The organism is Pseudomonas sp. 1D4 (assembly GCF_001728925.1).
In the GTDB taxonomy this organism is placed as follows: domain Bacteria; phylum Pseudomonadota; class Gammaproteobacteria; order Pseudomonadales; family Pseudomonadaceae; genus Metapseudomonas; species Metapseudomonas otitidis.
In genome coordinates this window covers 74,794-88,834 of sequence record NZ_LXJQ01000009.1, presented here as the reverse complement: position 1 = coordinate 88,834, position 14,041 = coordinate 74,794, and the positions used below count along the sequence as shown (strand labels likewise).

The window sequence follows — 14,041 nt, the reverse complement described above, 5'->3', positions numbered from 1 at the left end:
GCGATCCCCGACCCCCGGCGTGGCACCCGCCGCGCCGCCTACTGAAGGAAGACCCACCATGCGCGCACTGTTCCAGTTCTCCGCCTGCTTCGCCCTCGGGCTGGTGATCTCGGTGTTCATCCTCGGCGGCCTGATGTTCGCCAACGGCTTCGGCGTCATCGAGATCTGGCTGCTGACCGGCAAGCCCCTGGCCAGCCTGGCCCTCACCGTCATCCCGGACGGCTTCTGGCACGCCCTCACCGGCGTGATGGAGGCCCGCACCAACCCCACCGTCAACTCCTTCCTGCAGATGTGCGCGGCGCTGGCCCAGGTCGCACTGGTGCTGGGCTACGGGCTGTTCCGCCTCTGGTACCGCCGCGATGACGACGAAGAGGAGGCCTGCGATGGGACCGCTCACTGAGGAACGCCGACAGGCCCGACTGCTCGCCGCACGCATCGCCCTGCATTTCCCCGGCTACCAGGTGGCCCCGGAAGGTGTGACTGGCGTGCGGCAGCCGGCCCGGCGGCAAGGGGGCGATCTACGGCCCCAGCCGGGCAGGTGACGGTGCGATGTGTCGGGATTGTAGGGAATCGGTATCAGATGGCTATCAATATCAAATGCAAATAAATATCATCTGCGCCCTTTTCCTACGATCCGGACGCCGATCATGCACCACCCCGCCCATCCCCTCGCCCTTTCCCGACTCGCACTGGGCCTGGCCGCCACCCTGATGGCACCGCTGGCCCTGGCAGCCGGCGCTTCCACCGACCTGCCGGCCATCGAAGTGGAGGGCAAGGGCAGCCAGGACACCCGCACCCGCGAGGTCTCCACCGCCACCCGCACCGCCACGCCGGTACGCTACGTGCCCCAGGCCATCGACTCGGTACGCACCCAGGACGCCCTCAACTACGGCGCCACCCGCATCGGCCAGGTGCTCAGCGGCCTGCCCAACGTCAGTGACGCCAGCGATACCCGCTTCGACGGCCTGCGCATCCGCGGCTTCGACGCCAGCAACGACTTCTACCTCGATGGCCTGCGCGACGACAGCCAGTACACCCGCGACCTGCACAACATCGAGCGCATCGACGTGCTCAAGGGGCCGGCCGCCGTGCTCTACGGGCGTGGCAGCCAGGGTGGCCTGGTCAACCGCATCAGCAAGCAGCCCCAGGCCGGCCTCGGCTCCTCCATCGAGGCGCAACTGGGCAGCCAGGACTACCGCAGCCTGTACGCCGACCTCAGCGCCGATGCCAGCGACGACATCGCCCTGCGCCTGAACCTCGGCGAGCAGGACGCCAACAGCTTCCGCAAGGGCATCGACTCCAGCCGGCAACTGTTCGCCCCGGCCATGAGCTGGCAGCTCAGCCCCGACCTCAACTGGCTGGTGCAGTACGAGTACAGCCGCCACAACCGCACCCCGGACCGGGGCATCCCCGGCCTCAACGGCCGCCCCGCCGACGTCGGCCGCGACACCACCTACGGTGACCCGCAGCGCGACTACATCGACGACAAGGCCCAGTCCCTGCGCTCGCGCCTGACCTACGACCTCAGCCCCGACTGGCAACTGCGCCAGACCCTCGGGCTGTTCATGCTCGACAGCCGTTTCGACAACACCTACGTCACCCGCGTCGATGCTGCCGCCCGCACCGTCGGCCGCGCCCGCTGGCAGCAGGACCTGACCACCCGCAACCTGTTCAACAGCGTCGAGCTGGAAGGGCTGGTGATGACCGGCGACATCGAGCACCGCCTGCTCACCGGCGTCGAACTGGGCAGCCAGCAGCGCAACCCGAAGCTCTACACCAACGCCACCGGCGCGGCCAACGCCGTGCCGGCCCTCAGCATCTTCGACCCCGACACCGGCCGCCAGCACACCGGCCGCATGGTCGCCAGCAGCGATGCCCAGCACCACATCGACAGCCGCGCGCTCTACCTGCAGGACCAGGTGCGCCTGAACGAGCACTGGCAGGTGCTGCTCGGCCTGCGCTACGACCACTTCGAGGTGGACTCCGAAAACCGCCTCAATGGCCGCCGCGAACGCCGCGTGGACGACAGCTTCAGCCCCCGCGTCGGGGTGGTCTGGACGCCCGTGCCGGAGCACGCCTTCTACGCCTCGTTCAGCAAGAGCTACGCCCCGGTGGGCGGCGGGCTGATCGGCATCACCGCCGGCGCGGCGAGCAACACCAATACCCTCGACCCGGAACTGACCCGGCAGAAGGAAGTGGGGGTGAAGAGCGACTGGCTCGACGACCGCCTCAGCACCACCTTCGCGCTGTACGAGATCGAGCTGTACAACCGCCGCACCAGCGACCCGAACAACCCCGGCAACGTGCTGCTCTCCGGCCTGCAGCGCTCCCGGGGCGCCGAGCTGACCGCCACCGGGCGCCTGTATGGCAACTGGGTGATGCGCGGCGGCATCGGCCTGCAGGACGCCACCATCGTCAAGGACAACAACGGCTTCGAAGGCAAGCGCATCGGCAACGTCGCCAAGCGCAACGGCAGCCTGTTCATCGGCTGGCAGCCCGAGCAGGGCTTCTACGGCGAGACCGGCGTGACCCTGGTGGGCGACCGCTACGCCGACAACGCCAACACTGTGGTGCTGCCCGGCTACGGCCGCTGGGATGCCTTGCTGGGCTACCGGGTCGAGCACTGGGACCTGCGCGCCGCCCTCACCAACCTGACCGACAAGACCTACTACAGCACCGCCACCAGCGCCGCGCAGATCATGCCCGGCGACCCCCGTACCCTGATGACCACCCTGGCGTATCGCTTCTGATGCGCCCGGCCCTGATCTGGAATGCGCCGTTCCCGGACTGAAGTCCGGGCTACAGCAATCGCCGGGGCTGGGTGTAGGGACCGTTCGTGGTAACGCCGAGTGTCATAGGCGGGCCTTGAACGGCTCCCTTCCGAATCACCGCCATCCGGTCGCGGTTGGGCTCGGCGCCGAGGGTTCGCCTCCCGGCTCAGCGGCGCTGCAGGAAGGGGCGCAGGGCGAGGGCGACCGGGATGCCCAGGCCGATCCAGGCCAGGGCGTCCCAGATGCCATCGCCGAGCAGTGCGCCCACCAGGCCGATGGCACTCAGTGCGGCCAGCAGGGCGGGCACGGCGAAGATGCGCGTCAGGTTCATGCCGTGGCCTCCCGCCGGCGTGCCGGGGCGCGTCGGCGCACCCACCACAGGTAGAGCCCGCTGCCGAGCACGACGATGGTCAGCACGTCGAGGGCTGCCCAGAGCAGTTGCATGGGCCGGCCGCCGTAGTCGCCGAAGTGCAGCGGCTGGGACATGGCCAGGGCGTCCATGTACCAGGGGCGCTCGCCGACCGCCGTGACCTCCAGGGTGCGCGCATCGATCAGCACCGGGGTCCACAGGTGCGAGGTGAGGTGACTGCTGCCTTTCATGAACACCGCGTAGTGGTGCTCGCTGGAGAAGCGTGTGCCGGGGAAGGCGATGAAGTCCGCCGCCATGCCCGGCGTTGCCCGGCCGGCGATTTCCAGCAGGCGCGTGGCCGGGGCCCGCTCGGTGAGCGGCGGGGCGTCGTGGTAGGGCTCGACCATAGCGGCCAGGCTCTCATTGCGCCAGGCGGCGATCACCAGGTCGGCGCAGGCGCTGATCACCCCAGTGACGCCGACCACCAGGGCCCAGGTGAGGGTGACGATGCCGATCAGGTTGTGCAGGTCCAGCCAGCGGGTGCGGGGGGAACGGTCGCGGCGCACGGTGCCGAATTCCAGGCGGCGCATGAAGGGTGCATAGAGCACCACGCCGGAGACGATCGCGACCACGAACAACAGGCCCATGAAGGCCAGCAGCAGCTTGCCCGGCAGCCCGGCGAACAGGTCCACGTGCAGGCGCAGCATGGTCATCATGAAGCCGCCGTTGGCCGAGGGCATGGCCACCGGCTCGCCGCTGCGGGCGTCGAGCATGAAGGTGTGGGAAGCGTTGGGTTCGGTGCCGGCGGTGGCGGCGGTGATGGCTACCACGCCGTTGGGCTCGTCGTCTTCCCAGCCCAGGTACTGCACCACCTCGCCGGGGCGGTGGTCTTCGGCGGCCTGCACCAGTTGCTGCAGGTCGAGGCGCGGCGCATCGGCTGGCATCTCGCGCAGCACCGGGGCATCGCCCAGCAGGTGGTCGATCTCGTGGTGGAAGATCAGCGGCAGGCCGGTCAGTGCCAGGAGCAGCAGGAAGGCCGTGCAGATCAGGCTGCTCCAGGTGTGTACCTGGGACCAGCGGCGGAGGGTGGTGGTTTTCATGATCCGTCCAGAAGCCCAAGGCCACCCAGCGGGCGGCCTCGGTGGTGCGTGGCGTGCGGCGAGGGGCTCACCACCTGTAGGTGGCGCTGGCAACGACGCTGCGCTCGTCACCGTAGTAGCAGTAGTAGCCGTCGCAGGTGGAGAGGTAGTCCTTGTCCAGCAGGTTGGTGGCGTTGAGCGCCAGCGACGCGCCGTTCAGGCTGCTGTCCAGGCGACCGAGGTCGTAGTGCACGGCGGCATCGAACACGGTGTAGGACTTGGCGAAGCCGAGCTCGCTATTGGCCTGGTCGCCGAAGGTGTTGCCGGTGTAGCGGGCGCCGGCGGCGATGCCGAAGCCGTCGAGCACGCCGTTGTGCCAGGTGTAGTCGGCCCACAGCGAGGCCTGGCGGTTGGGCATCAATTGCAGGCGCTTGCCCTTGAACTCACCGTCCTGCACGTCGGATTTCGCCTGGGTGTAGGAGGCGATCAGCTTCAGGCTGTCGGTGACGTTGCCCACGGCTTCCAGCTCCAGGCCCTTGACCTTCACTTCGCCGTCCTGGCTGGTGACCGGCGTGCCGTTGATGCGGTTCGTGACCGAAACGTTCTGCTGGGTCAGGTCGTAGACGGCGGCGCTCAGCAGGATGTCGCTGCCCGGCGGCTGGTACTTCACGCCCAGCTCCCACTGCTTGCCTTCGGTCGGTTTGAACGAGTCGGTCGGTGAGGCCGTGGCGTTGCTGGTGGGCTGGAAGGATTCTGCGTACGACAAGTAGGGGGTGAAGCCGGAGTCGAACACATAGCTGAGGGCGGCGTTGCCGCTGAAGGCCCTGTCGCGCTCGGTGTTGGTGGCATCGCCCTGGTTGAGGAAGGTGGTGCCGGTGTGCACCCAGTCCTCGCGGCCGCCGAGGGTCAGGCGCCACTGGTCGAGGGCCATCTGGTCCTGGACGTAGAGGCCGGTCTGGTGGGACTTCTGGTTGTAGTCGTAGAACGCCAGGGAGCGCGGCGGGCGGACGATGGGCTGGCCGTGCACCGGGTTGTTGACGTTGATGTCCGGCGGGGCGTAGCCGTTGAAGGCGGTGCCGAAGACCGACATGTAGTCGGTTTCGATGCGCTGGTGGTCGAGGCCGAACAGCAGGGTGTGGTTGATTTCGCCGGTGGTGAAGTCGGCCTGGAAGTTGTTGTCCACCGCGAACTGGCTGATGGCCTCATCGGTGTTGGTGCTGTTGCGACCGACATTGCCATTGGCGTCGACCACATAGCCGGAACCGGCGAGCGATGGGATGTAGCTGTTGACGGTGACGGTCTGGAACGACAGCTCGGACTTGGTGTAGCGCAGGTTCTGGCGGAACTGCCAGACATCGTTGAAGCGATGCTCGAAGGCATAGCCCAGCGCGTAGTAGGTGCGGTCGTAGAAGTCGTAGTCCGGATCGCCCAGGTTCTTGTGGTGGGAGATCTTGCCGAAGGGCATGTCGATCTTGGTGCCCTGGATCGGCCTGAACTGGCTGGTGGTGCCGGTATCGTCGCGGGTGAACTGCGACAGCAGGGTGAGGCGGGTGTCGGGGTCGATGTTCCAGGTCAGGCTGGGGGCGAGGTTGTAGCGCTTGTTGTCGACATGGTCGATCTGCGTGCCGCTGTCGCGCACCACGCCGCTCAGGCCATAGAGGAACTGGCCCTGGTCGTCGATCTGGCCGGTGCTGGCGAAGTTGATCTGGCGATGGTTGTCACTGCCGTACTGCACCTCGATCTCATGGCGGGTCTCGGCGCTCGGGCGACGGCTGACCATGTCCAGCAGGCCGCCGGGAGGGGTCTGGCCACAGACCGATGAGGCCGGGCCGCGCAGCAGGGCCAGGCGGTCCAGGTTCCAGGTCTCCGGCTTTGGGTTGGCGTACACGCCGCGCGGCAGCGGCAGGCCATCGAGGAAGTGGGTCGGCTCGAAACCGCGCACGCGCATCCAGTCGTAGCGGGTGTCGCTGCCGAAGCTGCTGGAGACGATGCCCGGCATGTACTTCACCGCGTCGTCGAGGCTGTGCACGCTGCGGTCCTGCATCTGCTCGCGGGTGGCGACGGAGATCGAACGCGGAGCCTCGGCCAGGGCGGTGTCGGTCTTGGTGCCGGCGGCGGTGCGCTGGGCCAGGTAGCCGGTGGTGGGGCCCCAGGCGCTTTCGCTGGCAGCGGCGCCGTCGATGTTGGTGCTCGGCAGGACCATGGCGTCCTGCGGCAGCGCGGCCAGGCTGTAGCTGCTGCCGTTCTGCACCAGTTGCAGGCCACTGCCGTTCAGTGCGGCATTCAGTGCGTCGACCGGCGAGTACTCGCCCTGCACGGGCTGCGCCGTCTTGCCGGCGGTCAGGCTCGGATCGATGCTGAGGACGATGCCGGCCTCGCCGGCGATGCGGTTCAGGGTGCTGGCCAGAGGGGCGGCGGGCAGTTGGTATTGCTGGGTATCGGCGCTGGCGTAAGGCGCCAGGCTGCCCAGGAGGATGGCGCCTGCGAGCAGGCTGGGGCGGAAGGCAAACGTCATTGCGAGCGACTCCTGATAGGAAACAAGTCTCAATGACTCCTTGCCGAGCCAGGATGGAAAAGTGATAGGGGTTGTGGAAAAAATTCTCGCGCCGCACGGCGACCGCCCCGGGCTACGGGGGCGGGGGTGTCCGGTGGGCGGGTACCACGCGGGTCCACCAGTCGGTGTGCCGCTCGATGCGCACCGGCAGGCTGGGCGGCAGCGCGGCCAGGGCCTGGTCGGTTTCGCCGAGGGGGAAGCTGCCGCTGATGCGCAGGTCGGCCACCGCCGGGTCGACCCCGAGGTAGCCACGGCGGTATTGGCCGAGCTGCTCCAGCAGGTCCGCCAGGCGGACGTTGTCGACCACCAGCATGCCGCGGCTCCAGGCGTCGGCACCCACCGGGGCGGCCTCGCTGCGGCCCAGGGCGTCGGCCTGCATCAGCACCTGCTGGCCTTCGCCGATGATGCGTTCGTCTTCGGCCTGCACGGGGTGCGCGGCGACGGCGGAGCGCAGCACGACCAGGCGGGTGGCCTGGCCTTCGCGGCGCACCAGGAAGCGGGTGCCGAGGGCGCGCAGCTCGCCCTCTTCAGTGGCGACCACGAAGGGGCGCGGGTCGCCGTGGGCGGTTTCGACGAGGATCTCGCCGCTGCGCAGGTAGAGCCGGCGCTGGGGGCCGTCGAACTGGATGTCGAGGGCGCTGCGGCTGTTCAGGCGCACCTGGCTGTGGTCCGGCAGTTGCAGTTGGCGCTGTTCGCCACTTGCGGTCATTTCGTCGGCCAGCCAGTCCCCCAGCGGGCGGTGCTGCTGGGCGAGGAGCAGCCCGAGCACGCCGGCCAGGCACAGGCCGAGCACGCTGCCACTGCTGCGCAGGCGGCGGCGCGGGGCTTCCAGCAGGGCGTGGCGGGCGGGTGCGCTGCTGGCGGCGCCCAGGTGCGTATCCAGGCCGTTGAGCCGCGACCAGGCGAGGGCGTGCTCGGGGCTGGCGGCGTGCCAGAGGTTGAATTCGGCCCGTTCCTGGGCGCTGGCTTCGCCGGAGCCGAGGCACAGCTGCCAGTGGATGGCTTCGTCCAGCACGCGGGAGGACACCGGCGCCGGGTTCATTGCGGCGCTCCGTAGAGGGCGATGTAGCACTGGCGCAGGCCCTGGGCGAGGTATTGGCGCACGCGGGGCACGGAGACGCCCAGGCGGTTGTAGAGGAAGGCGGCGCGGGCCTTGGCCGAGAGGCTGCCGAGCAGGCGGTCGATCTCGCGCAGGGATTCGAGCATCAGCGCCTGTTCCTCCAGGCTTGGCTGGGTGGGTTCGGGCAGGTGTTCCAGGGCTTCCAGGTAGGCCCGCTCCAGGGCGCTGCGGCGGAAGTGGTCCACCAGCAGGCCACGGGCAATGGTGGTGAGCAGGGCGCGGGGTTCGCGCACCTGGCCGAGGTCGGGCTTGCCCAGCAGGCGGACGAAGGTGTCCTGGCTGAGGTCTTCGGCGCGGTGGTGGTTGTCCAGGCTGCGGCGCAGCCAGCCGAGCAGCCAGGCGCGGTGGTCGCGGTACAGGGCACCGGCCAGTTCCTGGTTTGTGGGGTCCACCGACGACACGGCCACCTCCGGCTGAGTGCGAATCATGAGCGAGAATGATTCGCAATTATGCCGATGGCGGCGAAGTGCCGCAATTGCAGGCCGTCGGCCGGTCAGAGGCCCGGTTGCTGCTGACGACGCTGCTGCCGGGCGAGGGCGGCGGACAGTGCGGCGGGGCTGTCCAGCCCCTGGCGGCGGGCGTGGGCGAAGAGGATCAGGGCCATCTCGGCGGTGGCCAGGGCGTCGGCGCTGGCGTGGTGGCGTTGCTGCACCTGCAGGCCGAAGTACTCGGCCCACTGGTCCAGCCCGCCGTTGCGGATGCCGGCGTCGGGGCAGAGCAGGGGGGCCAGTTCGGCGATGTCGAGGAACGGGTGGCGCAGGCGCAGGCCCAGGTCCTGGCGCAGGGCGCGGGCGAGCATGCGCTGGTCGAAGGGGGCGTGGAAGGCCAGCACCGGGCTGTCGCCCAGGTAGTCCATGAAGTCCAGCAGGGCTTCGGCTGGCGCCAGGCCGGCGGCGGAGACGCTGGGGGCGATGCCGTGGATGAGCACGGCGGGGGAGTTGCCGGCGTTCCGGTACAGGGTCGCTTCGAAGCCGCGCCCGAGGGGGATGGCGTCGGCTTCGATGCTCACCGCACCAATGGACAGCACCAGGTCGCGGCTCATGTCCAGGCCGCTGGTCTCCAGGTCGAGCACCACGAAGCGCTGCTCGGCCAGGGGCCGGTCGTCCAGCGCCTGGGGCGCAGGCAGGGCGTCGCGGCGCTGCTGCTGGTCGTCTGTCAGGGCCGGGCGCTGGCGCCGGGTGAACCAGGAGAAGGCATTCATAGCTGGTAGCGCAACGCCAGGCTGGCCTGCAGGCGCTGGGCCTGGCGGAAGGATTCGCGGAGGATGCGCCGGTCCAGGTGGTTGAGGCTGTCGGGGTTGAGGTGGTTGGACAGCGGGAGCCCCTGGCGGGCCTGTTGCTGGTGCTGCTGCATGCGGGTCTGCTGGATGAAGTGGTAGGCCTCTTCGAAGGCGGCGCCGTCCTGGGCGTCGATCACTTCGCGCTGCACCAACTGGCGCAGGCGTTCGAGGGTGTTGCCGCTCTCGATGCCGTTGGCCAGGGCCAGCAGGCGGGCGCCGTCGACGAAGGGGGTGAGGCCCTGGACCTTGAGGTCGAGGGTGTCTTTCTCGGCGCCCTTGCGGGCCACCACGAAGTCGCGGAAGCGCCCCACCGGCGGGCGCTGGCGCAGGGCGTTCTCGGCCATCATGCGCTGGAACAGGCTGTTGTCGGCGACCTGCGCGAGCATCTCGCGGCGCAGTTGGTCGCAGCCGTCGTGCTCGCCCCAGACAGCGCGCAGGTCGAAGTAGATGCTGGAGGCCAGGAGGTTCTCGGGGGTGGCCTCGCGGATGAAGCCGGTGAAGCGCCGGCGCCATTCGTTGCGCGACAGGCACAGCTCGGGGTTGCCGGCCATGATCCGCCCTTTGCACAGCTCGAAGCCGCAGGTGGCGAGGGCCTGGTTGATGCGTTCGGCCAGCGGCAGCAGGCGCCCGCGCAGCAGGGCGGCCTCGGCGTCGTCGGCGGCTTCGAAGAGGATGCCGTTGTCCTGGTCGGTGTGCAGGGTCTGTTCGCGGCGCCCTTCGCTGCCGAAGCAGAGCCAGGTGAAGGGCACGCCGGGGTCGCCCATTTCTTCCAGGGTCAGTTCGATCACCCGGCACACGGTGTGGTCGTTGAGCAGGGTGATGATGTGGGTGATCTGGGTGGAGCTGGCGCCGTGGGCGAGCATGCTGTCCACCAGGCGGCGGATGTCGGCGCGCAGGGCGGCGAGGGTCTCCACCCGGCCGGCGTGGCGGATGGTGCGGGCCAGGTGCACCAGGTCGACCCGCTGCAGGGAGAACAGGTCGCGCTCGGAGACCACGCCCTGCAGGTGACCGTCCTCCACCACGCAGACGTGGGCGATGTGGCGCTCGGTCATGGCGATGGCGGCGTCGAAGGCGCTGGCATCCGGCGGCAGGTGGAAGGGTTGCTGGGTCATCAGCTCGGCGATGGGCTGGTCGAGGTCGGCGCAGGCGTCGGCGATCACCCGGCGCAGGTCGCGCAGGGTGAAAATGCCCACCGGGCGTTCGTCGCCCTGGACGATGACGATGCTGCCCACCTGGCTTTCGTGCATCAGCCGCACCGCTTCGCGCAGCGGCATGTGCGGCGGGCAGGCCACCGGCTGGCGCACGGCCAGCTCCGCCAGGCGGGTGTCGAGGGAATACTGCGCGCCGAGGGTTTCCACCGCGCGCAGTTGGACCTGCTGGTTGACTTGGTCCAGCAGGCTGCTGACGCCGCGCAGGGCGAAGTCGCGGAAGGGGTTGGAGAGGGCGAACAGCTTGACGAAGCTCGCCTTGTCCAGCAGCAGGCAGAAGGTGTCTTCGCCGGCCAGGTGCTCGGTGCGGGTGGCCCGTTCGCCCAGCAGGGCGGCGAGGGGGAAGCACTCGCCGGTGGCGATCTCGAAGGTGGTTTCGGTGCCGCGCTTGGCCGAATGCGGGCGCTCGCCCACCACCCGGCCCTGCTTGACGATGTAGAAGTGCTCCACCGGCCCGTCGCCGGGCTTGATGATGGAGTCGCCGCGCGCATAGAAGCGCAGCAGGCAATGTTCCACCAGGAAGGCCAGGTGAGCGCTTTCCATCTGGTTGAAGGGTGGGAACTTCTGCAGAAACTCCATGGTGCCGTGGACGTTCTGCATCACCGCGAGCTTGCCCGCCTGCTCGAAGGCGTTGCCTGTCGTGCTCATGCCGTGCTTCCGCGTGTCTCTTGTTGTCCCGGCATGGTCGTGGCTGGGGGCCGGGGCTGCCCATTGGACGTAAGTATAGGAAGGGGCGGCGACCGTCCGGCGGGCCAAGGGAACTCCGGCTAAGCGGCGTTATCCCACCCTAGTTGGCCGTCCATGAGGTGGACGGGCCGGGAGTCGGGCACAGGTGACGCGATGAGTTACGGCGATCTGCTCAGTGAAGAAGAACTGCTCGCGCTGGACGAACTGGTGCGCGGTCCGCACCAGGCATCGGTGCTGCTGGTGGACGGCGACGATGCGCTGTATCCACGGCTGGCCGCTGCGCTGCAGGGGCTCGGCTTGCGCTGCCTGCACGCGCCCGGCCGTGCCGAAGCGCTGGAGCTGCTGGCCTCGCGTTCTTCCATCGGGCTGCTGGTGTGCGCTCTACACCTGCCGGACGGCAGCGGCCTGGAGCTGGTGCGCCAGGTGCGCCAGTCGGCCCGCGCCAGCCTGCCGGTGGTGGTGATGGCGGGCGATGCGACGGTGCAGGACGCGGTGGATGCCTTGCACCTGAAGGTGCTGGATTTCCTGCTGGGGCCGCCCGACCTGGCCCACCTGACCACCCTGGCGCGCAATGAGCTGGGGACGCCGCCGGAGCCGAAGGTTGTCCGGAGGCGGCCCAGGCCGAAAGAGGCGGCCGTCGAAACCTGCCTCGCCCTGAAGAGCGCCTGAGCCGAGCGGCCCAGGCGTTCTTCGTTCAGTGGTGGACGCTGTCCACTGCGATGGATTCCCCCGAAACCTCCACGAACGGCTGCCGGCGATCGGCGAGCGCGACGTGGATCAGTGCCGCCAGCCCGGCGCCGAAGAACCAGGAGAAGTGCGACAGGCTCTCGAAGGCCGGCAGCAGCGCGAGGACGATGGCGATCAGCGCCGAGGGGGCGAAGGCCGCCAGGGCCCGCAGGTTGATGCCGCGGTGGTAGTGGTAGGCCGCTTCGGGCGCCTCCGAGTACAGCTCCGGCAGGTTCACCCGGCCCCGGCGCACCAGGTAGTAGTCGGCGACGATGATGCCGTACAGCGGGCCGAGCAGGGCGCCCAGGCCGCCGAGGAAGTAGAGGATCACGCCGGGGCTGTTGTAGAGGTGCCAGGGCAGGATCACCACGGCGAGGGTGGCGGCCAGCAGGCCGGCGCGGCGGAAGTTCAGCACGCGCGGGGCCAGGTTGGTGAGCACGTAGGCCGGGGCGACGAAGTTGGCCATGATGTTCACCGCCACGGTGACGATCAGGAAGGCCAGGCAGCCGAGCACCAGCAGCCCGGTGTGGGGGATGGCGGCGACGATGTCGGTGGGGCTCTGGATCAGCGTGCCGTCAAGGCTGAACTGGGCCCCGGCGAGGACCACGGCGATCAGCCCGAACAGCAGCATGTTCACCGGCAGGCCCCAGAAGTTGCCCTGGCTGATGGTGCGGCGGTCCGGGCAGTTCCGCGAGAAGTCGCAGAAGTTGAGGATCATGGTGCCGTACAGGCTCACCCACAGCGCGGCGCCGCTGAACACCTTGAGCCACAGGCCGGCGCCTTCGGCCTGCTGGCCGGTGGACCAGCTGATGCGCAGCCCGGCGCGGACGTACATCCAGCTGGCCAGCGCAGCGACGGTGACCAGGATCACCGGCCCGGCGAAGGACTCGTAGCGCCGCACCATTTCCATGCCGTAGGCGAAGATCAGCAGCTGCACGCACCAGATGCCGAGGAAGGTCAGCCAGCCCAGGGTGGACAGGCCCAGCAGGCTGTCCTGGTCGTAGGCCCGCAGCTCCGGCGCCAGGGCGGTGAGCAGCACCCGCAGCACCACCGAGGCGAGGTAGGTCTGGATGCCGAACCAGGCGATGGCGATCACCGCACGGATCAGCGCCGGTAACTGGGCGCCGTGGATGCCGAAGGCGATGCGGCACATCACCGGGTAGGGCAGGCCGGTCTTCTGGCCCATGTAGCCGGAGAGGTTCATCAGGCCATAGATGAGCAGGGCACCGAGGGCGAAGGCGGCGAGGATCTGCGCGCCGCTCATGCCGAGGGCGAACAGGCCGATGGCGAAGGAGTAGTTGGCGATGTTGTGGACGTCGTTGGTCCACAGCGCGAAGAGGCTGTAGCGCCCCCAGCGGCGCCCCTCGGCCTTGGTGGGGGCGAGGTCGGCACTGTAGAGCCGGGGGCTGAGGGCGGCTTGCTGGGGTGAGGCGGCGGTGGGCGCGGTGGCGGCACCGGGTGCAGCGGCGACATGGGCGGGGGTTGGGTTCATGGTCGGCTCGGCCTGTATGCACGGTTTGTTTGAGTTGTGTGCAATTGCGAGTTCCATGCCACTTTCCGGGCGTTGGCGGTCATCTGAGCGCTGCGCGTGCTCTCACGCCAGGTGGGGCGAGGGCTGCCGGGAATGGATTGAATTTTCCTTACCGATCATTGACTTGCGGGTCAGATTTGACGTGCCAAGTCGCGGGGCGCTTTGGGTTTTTTGTACACAAAATTGTGCGCAGGCGTTACGACGTTCTGCGTGCCTTTATCGGCTGTGTGATCATCGCGCGGTTTGATCACGGGGAGGGTGGGTGATGAGTGACGAGCCGAGTTTCGTCTGGACCTGGTACGGGCAGGACGAGCACGCCTGGGTGCTGGCCAGCTGCAAGGTAATGCAATGCCTGGAGTTCCTCGTCCTGGAGGCGCCCGAGCAAGCAGTGCGGATCTGCGGGTGCCCCGGTTGCGAAACCTGGTCGGGCAAAGTGCTGCCCCTGCATGACTGGCTCGAGGCGTGTCCGGGGTCTCAGGTGCCGCAGTTCCGCGACGCACTGCAGAAGGTTTGGGCGCTTTGCAACGAACTGCCTGACGCTGCGCTGGCTTGCTATGAGCATGACATCTACCACTGCGAGGAATGGGAGGCCGTGCGTTTAGCAGCGCGGGCCGCTCTTGCAGCCGGGGGGTGGGAGAGCGTGCGCGAGCATATCGAGGACATCACGACGACCTGTAACCGTCGTCTGTTGCCCTGGGGTCATCGCCCAGCATAAAAAAACCGCCCCGGAGGGCGGT

The 14,041-nt window shown here is 68.6% G+C and carries 12 protein-coding genes; 4 read left to right on the top strand and 8 right to left on the bottom strand.

From position 1 onward, the window contains the following. Positions 1-58: 58 nt before the first annotated feature. Complete coding sequence (locus A7D27_RS07190; protein ID WP_069559097.1) at positions 59-400, top strand: hypothetical protein; 342 nt, start codon at positions 59-61, stop codon at positions 398-400. 247 nt (positions 401-647) lie between these two features. Then, the gene (locus tag A7D27_RS07185) at positions 648-2,750 is read left to right on the top strand and encodes a TonB-dependent siderophore receptor (protein WP_069564486.1); all 2,103 of its coding nucleotides are present in this window, start codon (positions 648-650) and stop codon (positions 2,748-2,750) included. A gap of 187 nt (positions 2,751-2,937) precedes the next feature. Here A7D27_RS07185 and A7D27_RS28280 read toward each other — a convergent pair whose 3' ends face one another. The 7 genes from A7D27_RS28280 to A7D27_RS07155 all read right to left on the bottom strand — a co-directional run bounded on the left by A7D27_RS28280 (position 2,938) and on the right by A7D27_RS07155 (position 11,008). Continuing rightward, a complete protein-coding gene (locus A7D27_RS28280) occupies positions 2,938-3,102 on the bottom strand; it encodes a hypothetical protein (RefSeq protein WP_170832279.1) in 165 nt (54 codons plus the stop codon). After that, positions 3,099-4,220 carry a PepSY domain-containing protein gene (locus A7D27_RS07180; protein ID WP_069559095.1) on the bottom strand — a complete coding sequence of 374 codons (1,122 nt, stop codon included), beginning with the start codon at positions 4,218-4,220 and terminating at the stop codon, positions 3,099-3,101. The genes A7D27_RS28280 and A7D27_RS07180 overlap by 4 nt, the downstream gene beginning before the upstream one ends. 67 nt (positions 4,221-4,287) lie before the next feature. After that, positions 4,288-6,714: a TonB-dependent siderophore receptor gene (locus A7D27_RS07175; protein WP_069564485.1), complete on the bottom strand. Its 2,427-nt coding sequence runs from the start codon at positions 6,712-6,714 to the stop codon at positions 4,288-4,290. Positions 6,715-6,826: 112 nt separating this feature from the next. Beyond that, entirely contained in the window at positions 6,827-7,795 is a 969-nt protein-coding gene (locus A7D27_RS07170; protein WP_069564484.1) for a FecR domain-containing protein, read from the bottom strand. Further along, complete coding sequence (locus A7D27_RS07165; protein ID WP_069564502.1) at positions 7,792-8,274, bottom strand: sigma factor; 483 nt, start codon at positions 8,272-8,274, stop codon at positions 7,792-7,794. Before A7D27_RS07165 ends, A7D27_RS07170 begins: the two co-directional genes overlap by 4 nt. 92 nt (positions 8,275-8,366) lie before the next feature. Beyond that, positions 8,367-9,074, bottom strand: a complete 708-nt coding sequence (locus A7D27_RS07160; RefSeq protein WP_069564483.1) for a PolC-type DNA polymerase III — start codon at positions 9,072-9,074, stop codon at positions 8,367-8,369. Continuing rightward, positions 9,071-11,008 (bottom strand): putative nucleotidyltransferase substrate binding domain-containing protein, encoded by a 1,938-nt coding sequence (locus A7D27_RS07155; protein ID WP_069564482.1) that lies wholly within the window; start codon positions 11,006-11,008, stop codon positions 9,071-9,073. The genes A7D27_RS07160 and A7D27_RS07155 overlap by 4 nt, the downstream gene beginning before the upstream one ends. A gap of 192 nt (positions 11,009-11,200) precedes the next feature. Between A7D27_RS07155 and A7D27_RS07150 the strand changes: the two genes are divergently transcribed. Continuing rightward, positions 11,201-11,716, top strand: a complete 516-nt coding sequence (locus A7D27_RS07150) for a response regulator (protein WP_069564481.1) — start codon at positions 11,201-11,203, stop codon at positions 11,714-11,716. A 25-nt stretch (positions 11,717-11,741) separates the two neighbouring features. On the opposite strand, the gene A7D27_RS07145 is transcribed toward A7D27_RS07150, so the two are convergent. After that, positions 11,742-13,265, bottom strand: coding sequence for an NCS1 family nucleobase:cation symporter-1 (locus tag A7D27_RS07145; protein ID WP_044411873.1), 1,524 nt, complete (start codon positions 13,263-13,265; stop codon positions 11,742-11,744). 304 nt (positions 13,266-13,569) lie between these two features. Between A7D27_RS07145 and A7D27_RS07140 the strand changes: the two genes are divergently transcribed. After that, a complete protein-coding gene (locus tag A7D27_RS07140; protein WP_069564480.1) occupies positions 13,570-14,019 on the top strand; it encodes a hypothetical protein in 450 nt (149 codons plus the stop codon). Positions 14,020-14,041: the final 22 nt, after the last annotated feature.